Raw genomic sequence first — 19,704 nt, forward strand, 5'->3', positions numbered from 1 at the left:
TGTCGCCGGTGGATACCGGCGCCTGCCACTCCACTCCGCCCTGCTCCGGTCAGAACTCGCCCCGGTACCAGTTGCGCAATTTCTTGAAGAAGTTGCCCGCCCGTCCGCTCGGCAGCGACGGCCGACGCGGATGCTCGATCTGGCTGCCCATCAGCAGCAGGCCCACGCCGCTGGCATGGACCGGATTGCCCACCACCTCGCCCAGCCCGGTCACGTGCTGCGGGATGCCCACGCGCACCGGCATCTGCAGCATTTCCTCGGCCAGCTCGATCACGCCCTCCATCTTCGAGGCGCCGCCGGTCAGGACCATGCCCGCGCGCACCAGCTCCTCGAACCCGGAGCGGCGCAGCTCGGCCTGGACCATCTCGAAGATCTCCTCGTAGCGGCCCTGCACCGCCTGCGCCAGCGAGGCGCGCGGCATCCGCCGCGGCGGCCGGTCGCCGACGCTGGGCACCTGGATGCTCTCCTCGGCGGTGGCCAGCTGCGCCAGCGCGCAGGCATAGCGCACCTTGATCTGCTCGGCTTCCGGGGTCGGCGTGCGCAGCATGTGCGCGATGTCGCTGGTGACGTGGTCGCCGGCGATCGGCAGCGAGGCCGTGTGGCAGATCGCGCCCTGGATGAACACGGCGATGTCGGTGGTGCCGGCGCCCATGTCGACCAGGACCACGCCCAGCTCGCGCTCGTCGGCGGTGAGCACCGCGACCGACGAGGCCAGCGAGGACAGGATCAGGTCGTCGACCTGCAGGCCGCAGCGCTGCACGCACTTGGTGATGTTCTGCGCGGCCGACTGCGCGCAGGTGACCAGATGCGCATGCACTTCCAGGCGTACGCCGGTCATGCCGACCGGGTTGCGGATGCCTTCCTGCGAATCATCGAGCACGTACTCGCGCGGGATCGCGTGCAGGATGCGCTGGTCGGCCGGGATCGCCACCGCCTTGGCCGCGTCGAGCACGCGGTCCAGGTCGGACCAGGTGACCTCGCCGTCGCGGATCGGGACGATGCCGGGCGAGTTCTTGCACTGCACGTGGTTGCCGGAGATCGAGGCATAGACCGAGCGGATCTCGCAGCCGGCCATCAGCTCGGCTTCCTCGACCGCACGCTGGATCGACTGCACGGTGGACTCGATGTCCACCACCACGCCCTTCTTCAGGCCGCGCGACTCGTGCGAGCCGATGCCGATCACCTCGATCGGGTTGCCCGGCGAATACTCGCCCACCAGCGCCACCACCTTGGAGGTGCCGATGTCCAGGCCCACGATGAGGGACTTGTCGCCTTTGCGGTTCATGTACTGCTCGCCTGTTGTGCATGCGTCCGCGCGCTGCCGGCAGGCGCGCGCGGGGTCGTGGAGGAAGTGGCATCGGGCTGGCCCCAGATCAGGGCGAAGCCGTTGGTGTAGCGCAGGTCGGCGCGCGCGATCTGGCGCTGCTGCTGGGTCAGCAGCTGCGGCAGCAGCCGGGCGAAGCGTTCCAGCCGGGCCTGCGCGTCGTCGCGACCGACCACCACGCGCAGTCCGTTGTCCAGGGTCAGCGACCAGCTGCCGCGCGCATCCATGCCCAGCTCGACCACGTCGTAGCCCAGCGGCATGAACATCGCGCGGCTGCGGTTGTAGAGCTCGACCACTTCGGCGCTGCGCGCGTCGGGGCCACCCAGCTGCGGCAGGCGCGCGCCGTCGGAGCCATCCGGCCGCGGGAACAGCTGGCCGCGCTCGGACAGCAGCCGGTCCTCGCCCCAGCGCGCGAACGGACGATGCTCGACCACGTGGATCTCCAGCACGTCCGGCCAGGCCTTGCGCACCTGCGCGCGCTCGACCCACGGCAGCCGCTCGACCGCATGCTGCGCGTCGTCCAGGCGCACCGCGAAGTAGCCGCGCCGTGCGTGCGGCGCGACCACCGCACGCAGCGCCTCGGCCGGCACCCGCTCGAACTCGCCGGTCACGCGCAGCCGCGACAGCGGCCAGCGCTCGGCGCCGACCCAGCCGTTGAGCACGGCCACGACCGGCAGCGCGACCAGCGCCACCGCGAGCAGCCAGGCCAGGATGCGCAGCAGCGCGCTCACGCGGCGGCACCTCCGGGCAGGGTCTGTTCCAGGATCCGCCAGCACAGGGCCTCGAAGCCGATGCCCAGCTGGGCCGCCGCCTTGGGCACCAGCGAGTGGCTGGTCATGCCCGGTGCGGTGTTGACCTCGAGCAGCAGCAGCTCGCCGCTGGCACGGTCGCGCATCACGTCGACGCGGCCCCAGCCGCTGCAGCCGGCGGCCTGGAAGGCGGCCAGCGCCAGCGCACGGATGCGCGCCTCGTCCTCGCCGTCCAGTCCCGGGCACAGGTACTGGGTGTCGTCGGCCACGTACTTGGCGTGGTAGTCGTACCAGGCGCCGCGCGGCACGATCCGGATCGACGGCAGCGCGACTTCGCCGAGCACACCGACGGTCAGTTCGTCGCCCACGACCAGCTGCTCGATGACCATCTCGCCGCCGTACTCGCGCGCGACCTGTTCGGCCGCGGCGATGTCGGCCGCATCCACCACCCGGGCGACGCCGACGCTGGAGCCTTCGCAGGACGGCTTGACGAACACCGGCAGGCCCAGCGTTTCGATCGCCGCGCGCACGTCGCCACCGGCGGGCAGGCGCACGAAACGCGGCGTGGGCAGGCCGGCGGACTGCCAGACCTGCTTGGTGCGGATCTTGTCCAGGGTCAGCGCCGAACCGAGCACGCCGGGGCCGGTGAACGGCACGCCGAGAGCCTGCAGCAGGCCCTGCAGCACGCCGTTCTCGCCATCGCCGCCGTGCAGGATGTTGAACACGCGGTCCACGCGCGGCCCATGGCCGGCGCGCGCCTGCGCGATCGCGTGGACCAGCGCCGGCACGCCGTCGATGGCGACCGCGTCGACGCCGCCGGCGCGCAGCGCCTCGAGCACGTTGCGGCCGGAGTCGAGCGAAACGGCACGCTCGCTGGAGCTGCCGCCCATCAGGACCGCGACGCGGCCGAACACGGCCGGTTCGTTGAAACGCTGCGCGGGAACGACGGGCGCGTTCATGCGTCCTGCTCCGCGTCGCTGCCGCCGAAACCCTGCGCGGCCAGCTGCTGGGCCACGTAGCCGATGTCACCGGCGCCCATCATCAGCAGCAGGTCGCCATCCTGCAGCACGTCGGGCAGCACCTCGGCCAGATCGGCGACCTGGCTGACCACCACCGGCTCGGAACGGCCGCGCGCACGGATCGCACGCGCCAGCGCGCGCGAATCGGCGCCGGGGATCGGCGCCTCGCCGGCCGGATAGACCTCGCTCAGCACCAGCGCGTCGGCTTCGGACAGCACCGCGGCGAACGCGTCGAACTGGTCGCGGGTCCGGCTGTAACGGTGCGGCTGGAACGCGACCACCAGGCGCTTGTCCGGCCAGCCGCCACGCGCGGCGGCGAACACTGCGGCCAGTTCCTTCGGGTGGTGGCCGTAGTCGTCGACCAGCCGCGCACGCGCACCGGTCGGGGTGACCAGCTCGCCCAGGTCGTTGAAGCGGCGGCCGATGCCGGCAAACTTCTCCAGCGCGGCGGCAATGTTCTCCGGCGACACGCCCAGCTGCCAGCCGACCGCGGCGGCGGCCAGCGCGTTGAGCACGTTGTGGCGGCCCGGCAGCGCCAGGGTCACCGGCACGGTGGCGCCCTCGGGCAGGCGCAGGGTGAAGCGCATGCGCGGGCCGTGCTGGACCACGTCCTCGGCACGCACGTCGGCGTTCTCGGCGGTGCCGTAGGTCATCACGTGGCGCGGGGTCTGCGCGGCCAGCGCGGCCACTTCCGGGTCGTCGATGCAGAGCACGGCCAGGCCATAGAACGGCAGCCGCTGCAGGAACTCGGCGAACGCCGACTGCAGGCGGGAGAAATCGCCGCCGTAGTTCTCCAGATGATCGGCATCGATGTTGGTGATCACCGCCATCAGCGGATTCAGGCGCAGGAAACTGCCGTCGCTCTCGTCGGCCTCGGCCACCAGCCACTGGCCACCACCGAGCTTGGCGTTGGCGCCGGCGGCGAGCAGCTGCCCGCCGATCACGAAGGTCGGATCCAGGCCGCCTTCGCTCAGCACGGCGGCGGTCAGGCTGGTCGTCGTGGTCTTTCCGTGGGTGCCGGCCACGGCGATGCCGCGGCGGAAGCGCATCAGCTCGGCCAGCATCGCCGCGCGCGGCACGATCGGGATGCGCTGGCTGCGCGCCTCCATCAGCTCCGGGTTGTCCTCGCGGATCGCGCTGGACACCACCACGCAGTCGGTGCCGAGCACGTTGGCGGCCGAGTGGCCGCGGATCACGCGCGCGCCCAGGCGGGCCAGGCGGCGGGTCGCGGCGTTGTCGGCATTGTCCGAACCGGACACCTCGTAGCCGAGGGTCAGCATCACCTCGGCGATGCCGCTCATGCCGGTGCCGCCAATGCCGACGAAGTGCACGCGCGGGAACGCGCGCACCAGGTCGTCGGTGTCGTTGAGGCGGCGGATCATGTGGAAACTCCCTTCTCGATGTCGTTGGATGCCTGGAGGACCAGGTCGGCGATGTGGGCGGCGGCGGCCGGCAGCGCGAGCCCGCGCGCCGCCTGCGCCATCCGCAGGCGGCGCTGCGGATCGGCGGCCAGCGCGCGCAGCAGCGGCTGCAGCGCCGCGGCCAGCTGTGCGTCCTGCTTCAGCAGCAGGGCGGCGCCGTGTTCGACCAGGTACTCGGCGTTGCGGGTCTGGTGGTCGTCGACCGCGGCGGCGAAGGGCACCAGCACGCTGCCGATGCCGACCGCGCACAGCTCGGCCAGGGTCGAGGCGCCGGAGCGGCACACGACCAGATCGGCCCAGGCGTACGCGGCGGCCATGTCGTCGATGAAAGCCTCGACGCTGGCAGCGACGCCGGCGTCGGCATAGGCCTGCGCGGCCTCGGCGCGCAGCTTCTCGCCGCACTGGTGACGCACTTCGACCGGGACATCGCCGAGCGCGGCCAGCGCCTGCGGCACCGCCAGGTTCAGCGCACGCGCGCCCTGGCTGCCGCCGAGCACCAGCAGGCGCAGCGCGCCGTCGCGGCCGGCCAGGCGCTGTTGCGGCGCCGGCAGCGCGGCGATGGCCGCACGCACCGGATTGCCGACCACCAGCTCATGGTCGAAGCTGCCCGGGAACCCGGTCAGCGTGCGCTGCGCCAGCTTCGACAGCACGCGGTTGGTCAGGCCCGGCGCCCGGTTCTGCTCGTGCACCAGCAACGGCAGCCCGGCCAGGCGCGCGGCCAGGCCACCGGGGCCGGAGGCGAAGCCGCCGAAGCCGATCACCGTGCGCGGACGACGCCGGCGCAGCACGGCCGCTGCGGCGCGCACCGCCGTCAGCAGCCGCAGCGGCGCCGCCAGCAGCGCCAGCGCGCCCTTGCCGCGCACGCCGGCGATCGGCAGCGTGTCGATCTCGATGCCGTGCTGCGGCACCAGCCGCGTTTCCATCGCGCCGGCCGCGCCCAGCCAGACCACCGGCACGCCGCGATCGCGCAGCACCTGGGCCACGGCCAGGCCGGGGAAGATGTGTCCCCCGGTACCGCCGGCCATGATCATGACCGGCGCCGTGCCCTGCCCGGTGGTCGCCACTGCGTGCGCGCTCATGCGTAGCCTCCGAAGGTCGGCTCGACCCGTGCGGTGCCGCGGCCACGCAGCGACAGGGCGGAGTCGATCGGCTGCGCCGGGCGCGGCTCGGCGGCCGGCTGCGGCCGGTAGGCCGGCCCTTCCGCGGGCGCCTGCGGCGCGGCCGGGGCCGGCGCGCCCTGCTCCGGACGCAGCAGCGCGACCTGGCGTTCGGCGCGTTCGAGTTCGTAGGACACGCGCAGCAGCAGGCCGATGGCCACGCAGGTCATCATCACGCTGGAGCCGCCGGACGACACCAGCGGCAGGGTCAGGCCCTTGGTCGGCAGCACGCCCAGGTTGACGCCGATCGAGACGAAGCTCTGCATGCCGATCCACAGGCCGACGCCGAACGCGCAGTAGCCGGCGAAATGGCGACGCATCTCCACGCACTTCAGGCCCAGGTACAGCGCACGGCCGACAAGCAGCGCGTACAGGCCGATGACCAGGCAGACGCCGACGAACCCCAGTTCCTCGGCGATCACCGAGAAGATGAAGTCCGTGTGCGCTTCGGGCAGGTAGTTGAGCTTCTGCACCGAGGCACCCAAGCCGACGCCCAGCCACTCGCCGCGGCCGATCGCCATCAGCGCGTTGGTCAGCTGGTAGCCGGCACCGAGCTGGTCCTGCCACGGATCCCAGAACGAGACGATGCGGCGCAGCCGGTAGGGCTCGAAGATCGCCAGCGCGGCCAGCGCCGGCAGGCCCAGCAGGACCGGCAGCGACAGCCGCTGCAGGTTGGCGCCGCCCAGCACCAGCAGGCCGGCGGTGATGGCCAGCAGCAGCGTGGCCGAGCCGAAGTCCGGCTGCGCCAGCAGCATCGCCACCATCAGCACCGCCACGCCCAGCGGCTTGATCATCGCCAGCCAGGTGGTGTTGACCTCGTCGCTGAAGCGGGCCAGGTAGCTCGACAGCCAGACGATGTAGAGCACCTTGACCGCTTCGACCACCTGGAAGCGCGACACGCCCATGTTGATCCAGCGCCGCGCGCCGTTGACGCTCACGCCCAGGCCAGGCAGCCACGGCAGGATCAGCAGCACCACGCAGCCCAGCAGCAGCAGCTGGTTGTGGCGCTCGATGGTCTTCAGGTCGGTGCGCATGACCACCGCGGCCAGGACCACGCCGATGCCGATGAACAGCACGTGCCGGACCAGGTAGTGGAACGGGCCCACGCCCAGGTTCTCGCCGATGGCGATCGAGCTGGAGCCGACCATCACCACGCCCAGGCACGCCAGCGCCAGGGCAGCACCGACCAACCACGGGTCGAAGCGGCCTTCGATGGCATCCAGTCGGGTGGCCTGGCGCAGGTCGTTCATCAGCGCACCTTCAGCGTCGCCAGGCCGACCAGGACCAGGATCACCGAGATGATCCAGAAGCGGACGATCACGCGCGGCTCGGGCCAGCCCTTCAGTTCGAAGTGGTGGTGGATCGGCGCCATCCGGAACACACGCTTGCCGGTGAGCTTGAACGAAGCGACCTGGATCATCACCGACAGCGTCTCGATGACGAAGATGCCGCCCATGATCACCAGCACCAGCTCCTGGCGCACGATCACGGCGATGGTGCCCAGCACGGCGCCCAGCGCCAGCGCGCCGATGTCGCCCATGAACACCATCGCCGGGTAGGTGTTGAACCACAGGAAGCCCAGCCCGGCGCCGGCGATGGCCGCGCAGATGATGGTCAGTTCGCCCGCACCCGGCACCTGCGGGATCTGCAGGTAGGTGGAGAACACCGCATTGCCCGAGGCATAGGCGAACACGCCCAGGCCGCAGGCGACCAGCACGGTCGGCATGATCGCCAGCCCGTCCAGACCGTCGGTCAGGTTGACCGCGTTGGAGAAGCCGACGATCCAGAAGTAGGCGATGGCCACGAAGCTGATGCCGGCCAGCGGCAGCGCGATCGACTTGAACAGCGGCAGGTAGAACGTGGTCGCCGCCGGCACGTCGGCGTACAGGAACAGGTACAGGCCGGCGGCCAGGCCGAAGATCGACTGCAGCAGGTACTTCCAGCGCGACTTCAGCCCGTTCGGATCGCGCTTGACGATCTTGATCCAGTCGTCGTACCAGCCGATCGCGCCGAACGCCAGCATCACCAGCAGCACCGTCCACACGTACTTGTTGCGCAGGTCGCCCCACAGCAGCACCGACAGCAGCACGGTGAGCAGGATCAGCGCGCCGCCCATGGTCGGGGTGCCCGCCTTGGAGAAGTGCGTCTGCGGGCCGTCGGTGCGGATCGGCTGGCCACCCTTGAACTGGGCCAGCCGGCGGATCACCGCCGGGCCCAGCCACAGCGACAGGAACAGCGCGGTCAACGCGGCGAGGATGCCGCGGAAGGTCAGGTAGCCGAACAGGCCGAAGAAATCCTCCAGCCCTGCCAGCCAGCGCGCCAGTTCAAGCAACATCCGTCATATCTCCATGCGCCAGCAGCGCGGTCACGATCCTGTCCATCGCGCTGCCACGCGATCCTTTCACCAGCACCCGGCGGCGACGCTCGCCACGCGGCGTGCCCAGTTCCATCCGCAGCGCGTCGGCCAGCGCGGCATGGCTGTGGTGATGCGAGCCGCCCTCGCCGAACGCCTGCACCGCGGCGGCGCTGAGCTCGCCCAGCGCGTACAGCCGCGCGATGCCGGCCTCGCGTGCGCGGTGCCCGGCGTCGGCGTGCAGCGCCTGCGCCTCGGGGCCGAGTTCGCGCATGTCGCCGAGCACCAGCCAGGCCTCGTCGCCGGAGGCGGCCAGCGCATCGATCGCCGCGGCCAGCGAGCCGGGGTTGGCGTTGTAGCTGTCGTCGATCAGCAGGCTGCCGTCGGCCAGCGCGTGCGCGACCTGGCGGCCTGCGACCGGACGCGCCGCGGCCAGGCCGGCGGCGATGGTCGCCAGCGGCACGCCGCAGCCCAGCGACACCGCGGCGGCGGCCAGCGCGTTGCAGACGTTGTGGCGGCCCGGCAGCTGCAGCAGGACCTCGACCTCGCCCTGCGGCGCGACCAGGGTCATGCGCGTACCCTGCTCGACCGTGACGATGTCGCGCGCGGTGACCTCGGCGCTGGCATCCAGCCCGAACCGCAGCACCCGCCGGCCGCTGTCGGCGGCGCGGATCACCTGCTGCTCGAACCACGCGCCGAAGGCGTCGTCGGCATTGACCACCGCCACGCCGCCGGCCGGCAGCGCCGCGTAGATGGCGCCCTTGGTCTCGGCCACGCCGAGCAGGCTGCCCATGCGCTCCAGGTGCGCGGCGGCGATGTTGTTGACCAGGGCCACGTCCGGCGTGGCCACCGCGGTCAGGTAGGCGATGTCGCCCGGCTTGCCCGCGCCCATCTCGTAGATCGCGAAATCGGCATCGTCCGGCGCGTCGATCACCGCCAGCGGCAGGCCGATCTCGTTGTTGCGGTTGCCCGGATTGGCGTAGGCCAGGCCGGCGCGCTGCAGGATCTCCAGCACCAGCGTCTTGACGCTGGTCTTGCCGTTGCTGCCGGTGATGGCCACCACCGTGGCACGACGGTCGCGCTGCATGCCGGCGGCGATGCGCGCCAGCGCGCGCTCGCTGTCGGCCACCAGCACCTGCGGCAGGGGGGTATCGAGCAGGCGTTCGACCAGCAGCGCGACCGCGCCGCGCATGGCCGCATCGGCGGCGAAATCGTGCCCGTCGAACCGCTCGCCGCGCAGCGCCACATACAGGCTGTCGCGGCCGAGCTGGCGGGTGTCCTGGGTGACGGCGGCGACCAGCACGTCGTCGCCATGCAGCTCGCCGCCGGCCCAGTGCGCGATCAACGACAGCGGCAGGCGCTTCATGCGCGGCCTCCCGGCGCGGCGCCCCATGCGTCCAGCGCGGCCGCGGCCACGGCGGTGTCGTCGAACGGCATGCGCACGCCGGCCACTTCCTGGTAGGGCTCGTGGCCCTTGCCGGCCACCAGGACGATGTCCTGCGGGCCGGCCTGCCCGATCGCGCGGGCGATCGCCCTGGCGCGATCGCGCTCGACCACCGCGGCCGCCCGGTCGCCGAAGCCGGCCAGGATGTCGGCGACGATCGCATCGCCGTCCTCGGTGCGCGGATTGTCGTCGGTGACGATCACCAGGTCCGCTTCGGCCTGGGCGATCTGCGCCATCTGCGGGCGCTTGCCGCGGTCGCGGTCGCCGCCGCAACCGAACACACACAGCAGGCGCGCCTGCGCATGCGCGCGCAGGCTGGTCAGGGCCTGGGCGAGCGCATCGGGGGTATGGGCGTAATCGATCACCACCAGCGGACGTTCGCCATCGCCACCGAGCCGGTTCATGCGTCCGGCGATCGGCTGCAGGTGAGAAAGCGTGGCCGCGATCACCGCCCCGCTCTCGCCCAGCGCGTGCAGCGTGCCGGCCACGGCCAGCAGGTTGTCCACGTTGAAGCGCCCCAGCAGCGGCGAGGCCACCGGGTGGGCCTGGCCGTCGACGACCAGATCGAAGGCGATGCCGCGAGCATCGAAGCGCAGCGCCCCGGCGCGGACGACCGCGTCGTCCTGCGCGCGCGAACTGACACCGATGCCGCGCACGCCGTCGGGCAGCTGCGCCAGCAGGGTGCGGCCGAACGCATCGTCCAGGTTCAGCACCGCGGCCTTCAGGCCCGGACGGGCGAACAGCAGCGCCTTGGACGCGCCGTAGCTGGCCATGTCGCCGTGGTAGTCGAGGTGGTCGCGGGTGAGGTTGGTGAACACCGCGACGTCGTAATGCACGCCGTCGACGCGGCCCTGGTGCAGCGCGTGCGAGCTGACCTCCATCGCCACCGCCTGCGCGCCGGCATCGCGGATCTCCGCCAGCAGCGCATGCATGCGCAGCACCAGCGGCGTGGTGAATCCGGTCGGGACCACGTGCCCGTGCAGGCCGGCGCCAAGCGTGCCGATGCTGCCGGCACGCAGGCCACGCAGCTGCCAGGCCTGGGCCAGCAGCTGCACGGTGGAGGTCTTGCCGTTGGTGCCGGTGACGCCGACCATCGTCATCGCATGCGAGGGATGGCCATGGAACAGGTCGCCCATCGCGCCCAGACGCGCGCGCAGACCCGGCACGGCGATCGCGTCGGCCGGCGCGGGATGGTCGGCCGGCGCCGGCGGCTCGAACAGGATCGCGGCCGCGCCCTGCGCCCTGGCCTGGTCGGCGAACGCCAGCCCGTGGGTGCCGAAGCCGGCGATCGCGACGAACGCATCGCCGGGCCGCAGCTCGCGGCTGTCCATCACCAGGCCCGACACGTCGACGTCGCGCGGCAGCGCGACGTCGGGCAGCAGGCGCGACAGCGGCATGCTGCGGCTCATGGCGCCGCTCCGCCGCCGCTCATCGCCGGCGGGATGATCGCGTCGATGGTGTTCTCGTCCACGTGGTCCAGGTCGTCCAGCGCGGCCGGCAGCTCGGGCATCGAGGCGCGCCGCTTGGCGTCGCCGCGCGCCTGCGCGGCCAGCCAGGTCTCGATGTCGTCCGGCGGCACGTCCATCAGCCGCAGCGCGCCGTCCATCACCCGCTGGAACACCGGCGCAGACACGTAGCCGCCGCCGTAGGTGGAGCCGCCCTTGGAGGTATCCGGATCGTCGATCACCACCGCCATCGCGAAGCGCGGATTGTCCACCGGCACCAGGCCGGCGAAGAACGCCAGATAGCGGCGCTCGTAGCTGCCGCCGCTGGCCTTGCGCGCGGTGCCGGACTTGCCGGCGACGTGGTAACCCAGGATGGCCGCGCGCGTGCCGGTGCCGCCCGGCTCGGTGACCGTCTGCATCATCCGCACGACCTCGTCGGCGACCTTCGGCGACAGCACCTGGCGCGCCTCGCCGACGTTGCCCTTGACGAAAGTCGGCGGCAGCGCGCGGCCGTGGTTGCCGAGCGTCGCGTAGGCATGCGCGATCTGCATCGGCGTCACCGCCATGTTGTAGCCGTAGGACATGACCTGCTTGTCGGTGCCCGACCAGCGTGCAGGATCGGCCAGCAGCCCCGCCGCCTCGCCCGGGAAGCCGCTGCCGGTGCTGCGGCCGTAGCCCATGTTGCGGATGAACTCGTAGAAATAGCGGTCCTCGAGCCTGTGCACCACCATCGACGAGCCCACGTTCGAGCTCTTGGTGATGATGCCGGTGGTATCGAGCACGCCGTAGTTGCGGAAGTCGCTGGTCTTGAAACGCCCGTTCGGGATCCAGCCGGGGTTGGTGTTGAACGTGGTCGTCGGGGTGATGACGCCCTTCTCCAGCGCGGCCGCGATGGTGATCGGCTTCATCGTCGAGCCCGGCTCGAGCAGGTCGGTGACCGCGCGGTTGCGGCGCACGTCGGTGCTGCCGCCGCCCAGCGAATTGGGGTTGTAGCTGGGCAGGTTGACCATCGCCAGCACTTCGCCGGTGGCCACGTCCAGCACCACCACCGAGCCGGCCGCCGCCTGGTGCTCGTCCAGCGCCGCACGCAGTTCGCGGTAGGCGAGATACTGGATGCGCCGGTCGATGCTGAGGGTCAGGTCCTTGCCCGGCTCGGCGGCGCGCACCAGCTCGATGCTCTCGACGATCCGACCGTGGCGGTCGCGGATCACGCGCTTGCTGCCCGGCTTGCCGGTCAGCCACTCGTCGAAGGCCAGCTCCAGGCCTTCCTGGCCGCGGTCGTCGATGTTGGTGAAGCCCAGCACGTGCGCCATCGCATCGCCCTGGGGATAGAACCGGCGGAACTCGCGCTGCGAGAACACGCCCGGCACCTCGTGGGCGAGGATCGCCTTGGCCTGGTCCGGGTTGATCCGGCGCTTGAGGTAGACGAACTCCTTGTCGGCCCGCTGCGACAGGCGCGCGGTCAGCTCGTCCGGCGCCACGCCCAGCGCCTTTGCCAGCTCGGGCAGCCGCTCGGGATGGCGCAGCAGCTCCTGCGGATTGCCCCAGACCGACTCGACCGGCGTCGACACCGCCACCGGCTCGCCGTTGCGGTCGGTGATCATGCCGCGCGAGGTCGCGATCGGGATCTCGCGGACGAAGCGGGCCTCGCCCTGGCGCTGGTAGAACTCGGCATTGACCAGCTGCACGTAGGCGGCCCGGCCGACCAGGGCGACCGAGCACAGCCCGAGCGCGCAGGCGACCAGCGACATGCGGCTGCGCAGGTTGAAGATGTTGCGGCGCGCGCGGACGTTGCGCTTCACGGGCGCACCACCACGATGTCGTCCGCTTCCGGCAGCTTCATGCCCAGGCGCTCGCGTGCGACCTGGTCGATGCGGTTGGACTGGGCCCAGGTCGCCTGTTCCAGCTGCAGTCGGCCGAACTCGACGTTCAGTTCATCGCGGTCGCGCTCCAGCCCGGTCAGCTCGACGAACAGCTGGCGATGCCGGTAGCGCTCGTAGACCACGGCCAGCGCCGAACCGACGGTGGCCAGCAGCAGCACGCCGAGCAGGAAGCGGCTCATGCCGCACGCTCCGTCGCGCCCAGCTTCTCGGCCACCCGCAGCACCGCGCTGCGCGCGCGCGGATTGACGGCCAGTTCGGCCTCGTCGGCCTTGATGGCGCCGCTGATCGCCGACAGCGCCGGCACGAACACCTGCGCCTCGGGCAGCCGCCGGTTGGCCGGCGGCGCCTTGGCGTGCCGGTTGATGAACTGCTTGACGATGCGGTCTTCCAGCGAATGGAAGCTGATCACCGCCAGGCGCCCGCCGGGCTTCAGCGCGGCCAGGGCCGCATCCAGCCCGGCTTCGAGGTCGGCCAGCTCGCGGTTGATGTGGATGCGGATAGCCTGGAAGCTGCGCGTGGCCGGATGGATCTTGTCCTTGCCGCGCGGCATCACCGAGGCGATCAGGTCGGCCAGCTGCGCGGTGCGCAGCAGCGGCTGCTCGGCACGGCGGGCGACGATCGCGCGGGCGATGCGGCGGCTCTGCTTTTCCTCGCCGTAGGTCCACAGCACGTCGGCGATCTGCCGCTCGTCGGCATGCGCCAGCCACTGCGCCGCGCTCTCGCCGGCGTCCGGGTCCATGCGCATGTCCAGCGGACCGTCCTTGCCGAACGAGAAGCCGCGACCGGCCACGTCCAGCTGCGGCGAGGACACGCCCAGGTCGAGCAGGATGCCGTCGAGCGAACCCGCCCCGGCGACCTGCGACAGGGTGGCGAAGCTGCCGCGGTGGATCGACACGCGCGGATCGGCGCCGAAGCTGCGCTCGGCCTCCATGATCGCGTCGGGATCCTTGTCCATCACCTGCAGCCGGCCTCCCGGGCCGAGTCGTTCCAGCACGCCGCGTGCATGGCCGCCGCGCCCGAACGTGCCGTCCAGGTAGCGACCTTCCTCGAGCACCCGCAACCCCTCGATGACCGGCGCGTACAACACGGGCACATGCACCGGCTGCGCGGGGTCAGCGGGGTGGCCGGCCTGCGCCTGCGTGCGCACCCGGTCACCCCCGGTCACAGTTTCAAATCGAGCATGTGATCACTCAGATCCTCGTCGGTGATCACCTGACGGATCTGCGCGTGATGCGCCTGCTCGCTCCACAGTTCGAACTTGTCGCCCATGCCCAGCAGCACGGCCTTCTTCTCGATGCCGACCGCGTTGCGGTGGCTGGCCGGGATGCTGATGCGGCCGTTGCCGTCCAGCTCCACCGGGGTCGCCGCACCGACCAGCTTCAACTGCAGCGCGCGATGCGCGGCACGGGTGCTGGGCAGCTTGTTGACGTCGTCGCGGACCCGCTGCCAGACCTTCTCCGGATACAGGTACAGCGAGCCGGACTCGAACGGGTTGTAGGTGATGACCAGGCGGTTTCCGCACTCGCGCGCGACCAGATCGCGGTAGGCCGTGGGCACGGCCAATCGCCCCTTGTCGTCCACTGTGATGGCGGTCTCGCCCTGGAACACGCTGCTGCACCCGGCCGGTTGGGAACACATTCAACCACGGAAAACCACAAAAATCCCGGTTTTCCCTCGTGCGCCCACCTTAGGATTCACGAACAGAGTTGTCAACAGGCTGGCGGACCCAAAATCACCTGCCTGATCAACGAGTTGCAGCGATGTTCACAGACAAGTTCAAGGGTTGTCCACAAGTTGCTGTTTCGTCTCAAATTCCGAGATCAAGGTCTTGTGAAGGCCGTTCTTGGCACAGCCCGGGCGGCATGCCGGCCAGCGCGCCCGGCTGGGCGTGAAGGCACCGGGACTGCGCGCCCCCTACGGTCCGGATCCGGCCGGACCCCCGCCGGAACCGGCCGCAGGACGCACGCGCGCATCGGCCGGGCCACCCGGAGGTGACCCGGCCGATGCGGGAAGGAGGTGGCGGAGCCGGCCGATAAGCCGGGTTCTGTCGTGGACAGTCATTCCTCTAGGCGCCGCGTCACCGCGACGCTCAAGCAACCTACCCGGACCCGACGCGGGCCGCGTCATGAGGTCCCTATTTGGTCTTGCTCCCGGTGGGGTTTGCCGTGCCGGTCCGTTACCGGACTCGCGGTGCGCTCTTACCGCACCATTTCACCCTTGCCGGCCTTCCGGAGAAGACGTAGGCGGTATCTTTCTGTTGCACTTTCCGTCGACTCGCGCCGCCCAGGCGTTACCTGGCACCGTGCCCTGTGGAGCCCGGACTTTCCTCGGCGTTCCCGAAGGAACGACGCGACTGTCTGGCCGGCTCCGCCGCGCGCATTGTCGCATGTAATGCCGGGGACCGGGCCGGATCAGGGCTGGCGCAGCCCGCTCTCGATGCGCCCGAGCCAGGCCGCCAGCTCCGGGTCGCGCGACGCCGGAGGAAACAGTCCGGCGAGCGCATCGGCCAGGGTCCCGTCCGGGTCGCTGCGCTGCAGCTGCCTGGCCGACAGGCAGGCCAGCATCCGCAGCCGCGCGCGCAGACGTGGCGCGTCGCCCTGCGCCGCCAGCGCCCGCAGTTCCACCGCGGGCGCGGCGCGATCGGCGGCCGCGGCGGCCTGCGCGTAACGGTGGGCCGCGTCGTACAGCACCGCGGTATTGAGGCAGTCGGCCTCGGCCTGGGCCATGGCGAGCACCAGCCGATCCTTGAACGCCGGTTCGGTCGAGCCGCCGACCACGCCCCAGATCGCCGCGCGTTGCGCAGCCACCAGACCGGGATGGACTTCCAGCAGATCGGCCAGACGCCGCTGCGCCTGTCGGCGCTCCGCCGGCAGCGTGCCGGCGCGGCGCCAGGCATCGATCAGGACGTCGAACGCGGCTGCGGCGTCGCCCCGTTCCAGCAGCGTCGCAAGCGCCAGCGCGGCACGCACCTGCAGGGTGTCGCGCTCCGACCCGTCGGGAAGGGCCTGCAGCTGGCGTTCGACCTCGGGCCAGACCGCACGCAGTGCCGCGGTCTCGCCTTCATCCATCGACATCGGGCGCAGCGACACCGCGCTCGCCATGCCCACCTGCAGTGCCGCCCAGTCCACGCCGCCGTCGAGCCGCCGGCCGGCGCGGCTGGCGTGGATCGCCCCGATGACCCGCGCCGCGTCCGCGTCGACGGTGTCCGCCCGGGTCAGCAGCAGCATGGCCTCGCGGATGGGCCAGGGCCGGGCGAGGTCGTCCGGCAAGGCGGGCACACCGGCCCGCGCCGCACCGTCGCCATCCACGCGCCGCTCCTGCAGCCGCTGGTCGATCAGGTCCAGATACAGCAGCGCCAGCAGCGCATCAGGAGCGGACCGCCCCGCCCTGCGCCGATAGACCTCGCAGCGCGCGCGCGCGTCCTCCAGCTCCCGGGCCTCGGCACCGGAGCCCGCACGGCAGGCCTCGCGCAGTGCGGCAGGCGCCCCTGCCTGCGCCGTTCCCGCAACCATCAGCAGCGCCGCGATCCATCCGGCCCGTTTCATCCGCGTCCTCCACGACATCCGTTCGCCGATTGTCGCGCAGACGCCGAGCGTCCAGGCGCCAGCACGCTCGCGACAGGCCGGGCGCAGCCCTCAGCGACCGGCTGAACACCGGGGATGCACGGTTCATCGAACTCGATGCAGCGGCCCGTCAGGCGGATGCGCGGCCACGCGATGGGGCCGGCCTTCCGCGCATCGCGCCAGGCGCCTCAGTCCCCGGCATCGGCCTCGGCATTGCCCATGCCGTACAACGCCTTGCGCGGCGCCCCGGTGATCTCGGCGGCGAGCCTGGCCGCGGCCGACGGGGGCAGGTGGCGGTTGAGCAGTGCGTAGACGCGGCGCCCTTCGGCCAGCTGCGCATCGGCATTCTCGCCCGCACCCTCCACGATCACCACGAACTCGCCCTTGCGCTGGTTGTCGTCGGCCTCCACCTGCGCGTGCAGCTGCGCCAGCGTGCCGTCGAGCACGGTCTCGAACAGTTTGGTCAGCTCGCGCGCGAGCACTGCCGGGCGGGCATCGCCGAACGCGGCGCGCAGGTCGGCCAGCGATTCGGCGATGCGGTGCGAGGACTCGTAGAACACCAGCGTGCGCGGCTCGCCGGCCAGCGCCTGCAGCCGCTCGCGGCGGGCCGAGGCCTTGGCCGGCAGGAAACCCTCGAACGCGAAGCGGTCGCTGGGCAGCCCGGCCACGCTGAGCGCGGCGATCAGCGCCGACGGCCCCGGCACCGGGCTGACCCGGATTCCGGCGGCGCGCGCGGCCCGCACCAGGCGGTAGCCGGGGTCGCTGACCAGCGGTGTGCCCGCGTCGCTGACCAGGGCCAGCGACTCGCCGGCCTGCAGCCGTGCGACCAGGCGCTCGGCCATCGCCTGCTCGTTGTGCTCGTGCAGGGCCAGCAGCGGCGTGCCGATCCCGAAGTGCGCCATCAGCTGCGCGCTGCGCCGGGTGTCCTCGGCGCAGATCGCCGCGACCTCGCGCAGGACCTGCTGCGCCCGTGGCGACAGGTCGCCCAGGTTGCCGATCGGCGTGGCGACGATGTGGAGCGTGGCGGATGCGTGGGCGTGCATGAGGCAGGGATCCGTGGAAAGGTAGAATCGTAAGCCCTTTCCCCGGAACGGCCGGGCACCGAGGACCACATGCAGACCCACGCGCGACAGGCAAGGCTTCCATTCCGCTACCACTGGCTGGTTCCCGGCCTGGCCCTGCTGTTGGCATCCGGCTGCACGACCATGGCCACCTCCACGGTCCAGGCCCCGGAGCAGACCGCGGCGCTGGCCCTGCTCGAGAGCGGCCAGGCCGGGCAGGCGGCGCAGCAGCTCGAAACACTGGCCGCGACCGCTACCGGCCAGCAGCGCAATGCCCTGCTGGCCGATGCCGCCTTCGCCTGGCACGAGGCCGGCGATGCCGCGCGCGCGCGCGCCGTGGCTGCCCAGTTCGATCCGCGTCGGCTCGGCGGCGCCAGCCGCGCGCGCCTGTCGCTGATGCAGGCCGAGCAGGCGATCGCCGCGCAGCAGCCGGGCAGCGTGCAGGCCACGCTGGTCGGCGATCCCGCCACGTTGCCGGTGTGGCTGCAGGCGCGCTGGCAGCTGGCCAGCGCGGCGGGCCTGGAAGCCGGTGGCGACGTGATCGGCGCCGCCGCCGCGCGCGCACGCGCGGACACCTCGCTGCATGCGCAGCAGCGCGAGGACAACCGCCGCGCGATCGAGCGCCTGCTGTCCTCGGTCGACGATGCCACCCTGTCCGCACGCGCCGCCGCGCTGCCGGCCGGCGATCCGCTCTACAACTTCGCCGGCCGCGCGCTCGCCCGCCGCGGCCTGCCGCTGCCGCGTGCGTTCGACCGGGGCGAAGGCTGGAACTTCGACGCCGCCGGCCGGCCGCCGGCCGCCAGCGACGGCTATCGGCCGCCGGTGAAGCTGGCGGTGCTGCTGCCGCTCTCCGGCCAGCTCGCCACGGCCGCCGGCCCGGTCCGCGATGGCCTGCTGGCCGGCTACTACGGCGAGCGCCGCACCCGCCCGCAGATCAGTTTCTACGACACAGCCGGCACCCCGGCCGGTGCGGTCGCCGCGTATGCGAAGGCCGTCTCGGAAGGCAACGACTTCGTGGTCGGCCCGCTCGGTCGCGACGAGGTCGGCGCGGTGTTCCGCGAGGCCTCGGCCAGCGTCCCGAGCCTGGCGCTGAACCGCGCCGCGGCCACGCCGCCGCCGGGCCACCTGATGTTCTCGCTGGCGCCGGAAGACGACGGCATCGCGGCGGCCGAGTACCTGATCGCGCGCGAGCACCGCAACGTGCTGCTGATCGGCAGCAACGACGACAACGGCCAGCGTGCCGTGCAGGCGTTCCGCGAGCGCCTGGCCGAGCGCGGTGGCCGCGTGGCCGGCAGCATCAACGTCGGCGAACAGCCCGGCGACCTCTCCGCCCAGCTGGTCGCCGCCTCGGCGGCCGGGGCCGACGCGGTGTTCCTGGCCGTACGCGGCCCGCAGGCGCGGGCGCTGGTGCCGCAGCTGGCGCTGGCCGGCCTCGCCGGCCGCACCCGGGTCGCCAGTTCGCAGCTGACCAGCGGCACCGGCAAGGCCGACGAGGACCTGGTGCTGGACGGCATCGTGTTCCCGACCGAAGCCTGGCCGGCGCGCAGCGTCGCCGGCCTGCCTTCGGGCGGGCAGGCGGCCGAGATGGTGCCGACCGCGCGCGGTGCGGCGGCACGCCTGTTCGCGTTCGGCTACGACGCCTGGCGCATCACCGGCTACCTCGAACAGCTGGCGACGCGTGCCGACGGCAAGCTGGACGGAGCGACCGGCACGCTGCGCCTGGACGGCTTCGGCAACATCCTGCGCAGCCCCGCCTGGGCGACCTTCAGCGGCGGCGCCCCGGTGCCGCTGCGCGATGGCGGCTGATCGCCGCGAACGCGGGCAGCGGATCGAAGCCGCCGCCCGCCAGCACCTGCAGCGCGCCGGGCTGCGCTTCCTCGCCGGCAATGTGGGCTATCGCGGTGGCGAACTCGACCTGGTGATGCAGGACGACCGCAGCGGCACGGTGGTGTTCGTCGAGGTGCGCTACCGCGCCTCGCGCACGTTCGGCGGCGGCGCCGCTTCGGTCGACCGGGCCAAGCGCCGGCGCCTGATCCAGGCCGCGCAGCTGTACCTGGCCGCGCACCCGGCGCTGGCGCTGGCGCCCTGCCGTTTCGACGTGGCCGCTGCCAGCGGCGATCCGGACGCACCCCGTATCGACTGGATCGTCGACGCCTTCCGCCTCGACGACGTCTGATCGCGCCCACGGCCGCGGTGTGCCGCTGCCATGCGGACGCGGTCGGACGATGCTCGGCCCAGGTCCGCCGGCCAGCCTGAACCAGCCGCCGGCATGCCAGTTGGCCGGC

The 19,704-nt window shown here is 72.1% G+C and carries 16 protein-coding genes, 1 other RNA gene and 1 pseudogene; 2 read left to right on the forward strand and 16 right to left on the reverse strand.

Features of this window, described 5'->3' with window-relative positions:
* Positions 1-49: 49 nt before the first annotated feature.
* The 16 genes and pseudogenes from ftsA to rsmI form a co-directional block, all read right to left on the reverse strand.
* The gene (gene ftsA / locus IB242_RS12375; protein ID WP_192279736.1) at positions 50-1,285 is read right to left on the reverse strand and encodes a cell division protein FtsA; all 1,236 of its coding nucleotides are present in this window, start codon (positions 1,283-1,285) and stop codon (positions 50-52) included.
* Positions 1,282-2,055 (reverse strand): cell division protein FtsQ/DivIB, encoded by a 774-nt coding sequence (locus IB242_RS12380; protein ID WP_192279738.1) that lies wholly within the window; start codon positions 2,053-2,055, stop codon positions 1,282-1,284. Before IB242_RS12380 ends, ftsA begins: the two co-directional genes overlap by 4 nt.
* Entirely contained in the window at positions 2,052-3,032 is a 981-nt protein-coding gene (locus IB242_RS12385) for a D-alanine--D-alanine ligase (RefSeq protein WP_192279740.1), read from the reverse strand. The genes IB242_RS12380 and IB242_RS12385 overlap by 4 nt, the downstream gene beginning before the upstream one ends.
* Positions 3,029-4,474, reverse strand: a complete 1,446-nt coding sequence (gene murC / locus IB242_RS12390; protein WP_192279742.1) for a UDP-N-acetylmuramate--L-alanine ligase — start codon at positions 4,472-4,474, stop codon at positions 3,029-3,031. Before murC ends, IB242_RS12385 begins: the two co-directional genes overlap by 4 nt.
* The gene (gene murG / locus IB242_RS12395) at positions 4,471-5,592 is read right to left on the reverse strand and encodes an undecaprenyldiphospho-muramoylpentapeptide beta-N-acetylglucosaminyltransferase (RefSeq protein WP_192279744.1); all 1,122 of its coding nucleotides are present in this window, start codon (positions 5,590-5,592) and stop codon (positions 4,471-4,473) included. Before murG ends, murC begins: the two co-directional genes overlap by 4 nt.
* Positions 5,589-6,920 carry a putative lipid II flippase FtsW gene (ftsW, locus tag IB242_RS12400; RefSeq protein WP_192279746.1) on the reverse strand — a complete coding sequence of 444 codons (1,332 nt, stop codon included), beginning with the start codon at positions 6,918-6,920 and terminating at the stop codon, positions 5,589-5,591. The genes murG and ftsW overlap by 4 nt, the downstream gene beginning before the upstream one ends.
* The gene (gene mraY, locus IB242_RS12405; RefSeq protein ID WP_192279748.1) at positions 6,920-8,005 is read right to left on the reverse strand and encodes a phospho-N-acetylmuramoyl-pentapeptide-transferase; all 1,086 of its coding nucleotides are present in this window, start codon (positions 8,003-8,005) and stop codon (positions 6,920-6,922) included. The genes ftsW and mraY overlap by 1 nt, the downstream gene beginning before the upstream one ends.
* On the reverse strand, positions 7,995-9,389 hold the full coding sequence (gene murF, locus IB242_RS12410) for a UDP-N-acetylmuramoyl-tripeptide--D-alanyl-D-alanine ligase (RefSeq protein WP_192279750.1): 1,395 nt from the start codon (positions 9,387-9,389) through the stop codon (positions 7,995-7,997). The genes mraY and murF overlap by 11 nt, the downstream gene beginning before the upstream one ends.
* Entirely contained in the window at positions 9,386-10,876 is a 1,491-nt protein-coding gene (locus tag IB242_RS12415) for a UDP-N-acetylmuramoyl-L-alanyl-D-glutamate--2,6-diaminopimelate ligase (protein ID WP_192279752.1), read from the reverse strand. Before IB242_RS12415 ends, murF begins: the two co-directional genes overlap by 4 nt.
* On the reverse strand, positions 10,873-12,663 hold the full coding sequence (locus tag IB242_RS12420; RefSeq protein WP_192280551.1) for a penicillin-binding protein 2: 1,791 nt from the start codon (positions 12,661-12,663) through the stop codon (positions 10,873-10,875). The genes IB242_RS12415 and IB242_RS12420 overlap by 4 nt, the downstream gene beginning before the upstream one ends.
* A gap of 47 nt (positions 12,664-12,710) precedes the next feature.
* The gene (gene ftsL / locus IB242_RS12425) at positions 12,711-12,974 is read right to left on the reverse strand and encodes a cell division protein FtsL (protein ID WP_192279754.1); all 264 of its coding nucleotides are present in this window, start codon (positions 12,972-12,974) and stop codon (positions 12,711-12,713) included.
* A 17-nt stretch (positions 12,975-12,991) separates the two neighbouring features.
* Positions 12,992-13,942: pseudogene (gene rsmH / locus IB242_RS12430) on the reverse strand (16S rRNA (cytosine(1402)-N(4))-methyltransferase RsmH); the annotation flags it as partial.
* Between the two features lie 14 nt (positions 13,943-13,956).
* A complete protein-coding gene (gene mraZ, locus IB242_RS12435; protein WP_192279755.1) occupies positions 13,957-14,433 on the reverse strand; it encodes a division/cell wall cluster transcriptional repressor MraZ in 477 nt (158 codons plus the stop codon).
* A gap of 379 nt (positions 14,434-14,812) precedes the next feature.
* Positions 14,813-15,164: RNase P RNA component class A (gene rnpB, locus IB242_RS12440), an RNA gene on the reverse strand.
* A 42-nt stretch (positions 15,165-15,206) separates the two neighbouring features.
* Positions 15,207-16,340 carry a hypothetical protein gene (locus IB242_RS12445; RefSeq protein ID WP_192279757.1) on the reverse strand — a complete coding sequence of 378 codons (1,134 nt, stop codon included), beginning with the start codon at positions 16,338-16,340 and terminating at the stop codon, positions 15,207-15,209.
* 206 nt (positions 16,341-16,546) lie between these two features.
* Positions 16,547-17,401, reverse strand: a complete 855-nt coding sequence (gene rsmI, locus IB242_RS12450; RefSeq protein ID WP_192279759.1) for a 16S rRNA (cytidine(1402)-2'-O)-methyltransferase — start codon at positions 17,399-17,401, stop codon at positions 16,547-16,549.
* 162 nt (positions 17,402-17,563) lie between these two features.
* Between rsmI and IB242_RS12455 the strand changes: the two genes are divergently transcribed.
* On the forward strand, positions 17,564-19,225 hold the full coding sequence (locus IB242_RS12455; protein WP_225540619.1) for a penicillin-binding protein activator: 1,662 nt from the start codon (positions 17,564-17,566) through the stop codon (positions 19,223-19,225).
* Positions 19,215-19,595 (forward strand): YraN family protein, encoded by a 381-nt coding sequence (locus IB242_RS12460; RefSeq protein ID WP_192279763.1) that lies wholly within the window; start codon positions 19,215-19,217, stop codon positions 19,593-19,595. Before IB242_RS12455 ends, IB242_RS12460 begins: the two co-directional genes overlap by 11 nt.
* Positions 19,596-19,704 lie beyond the last annotated feature (109 nt).

It is taken from the genome of Xanthomonas sp. XNM01 (assembly GCF_014851915.1).
Classification (GTDB): domain Bacteria; phylum Pseudomonadota; class Gammaproteobacteria; order Xanthomonadales; family Xanthomonadaceae; genus Pseudoxanthomonas.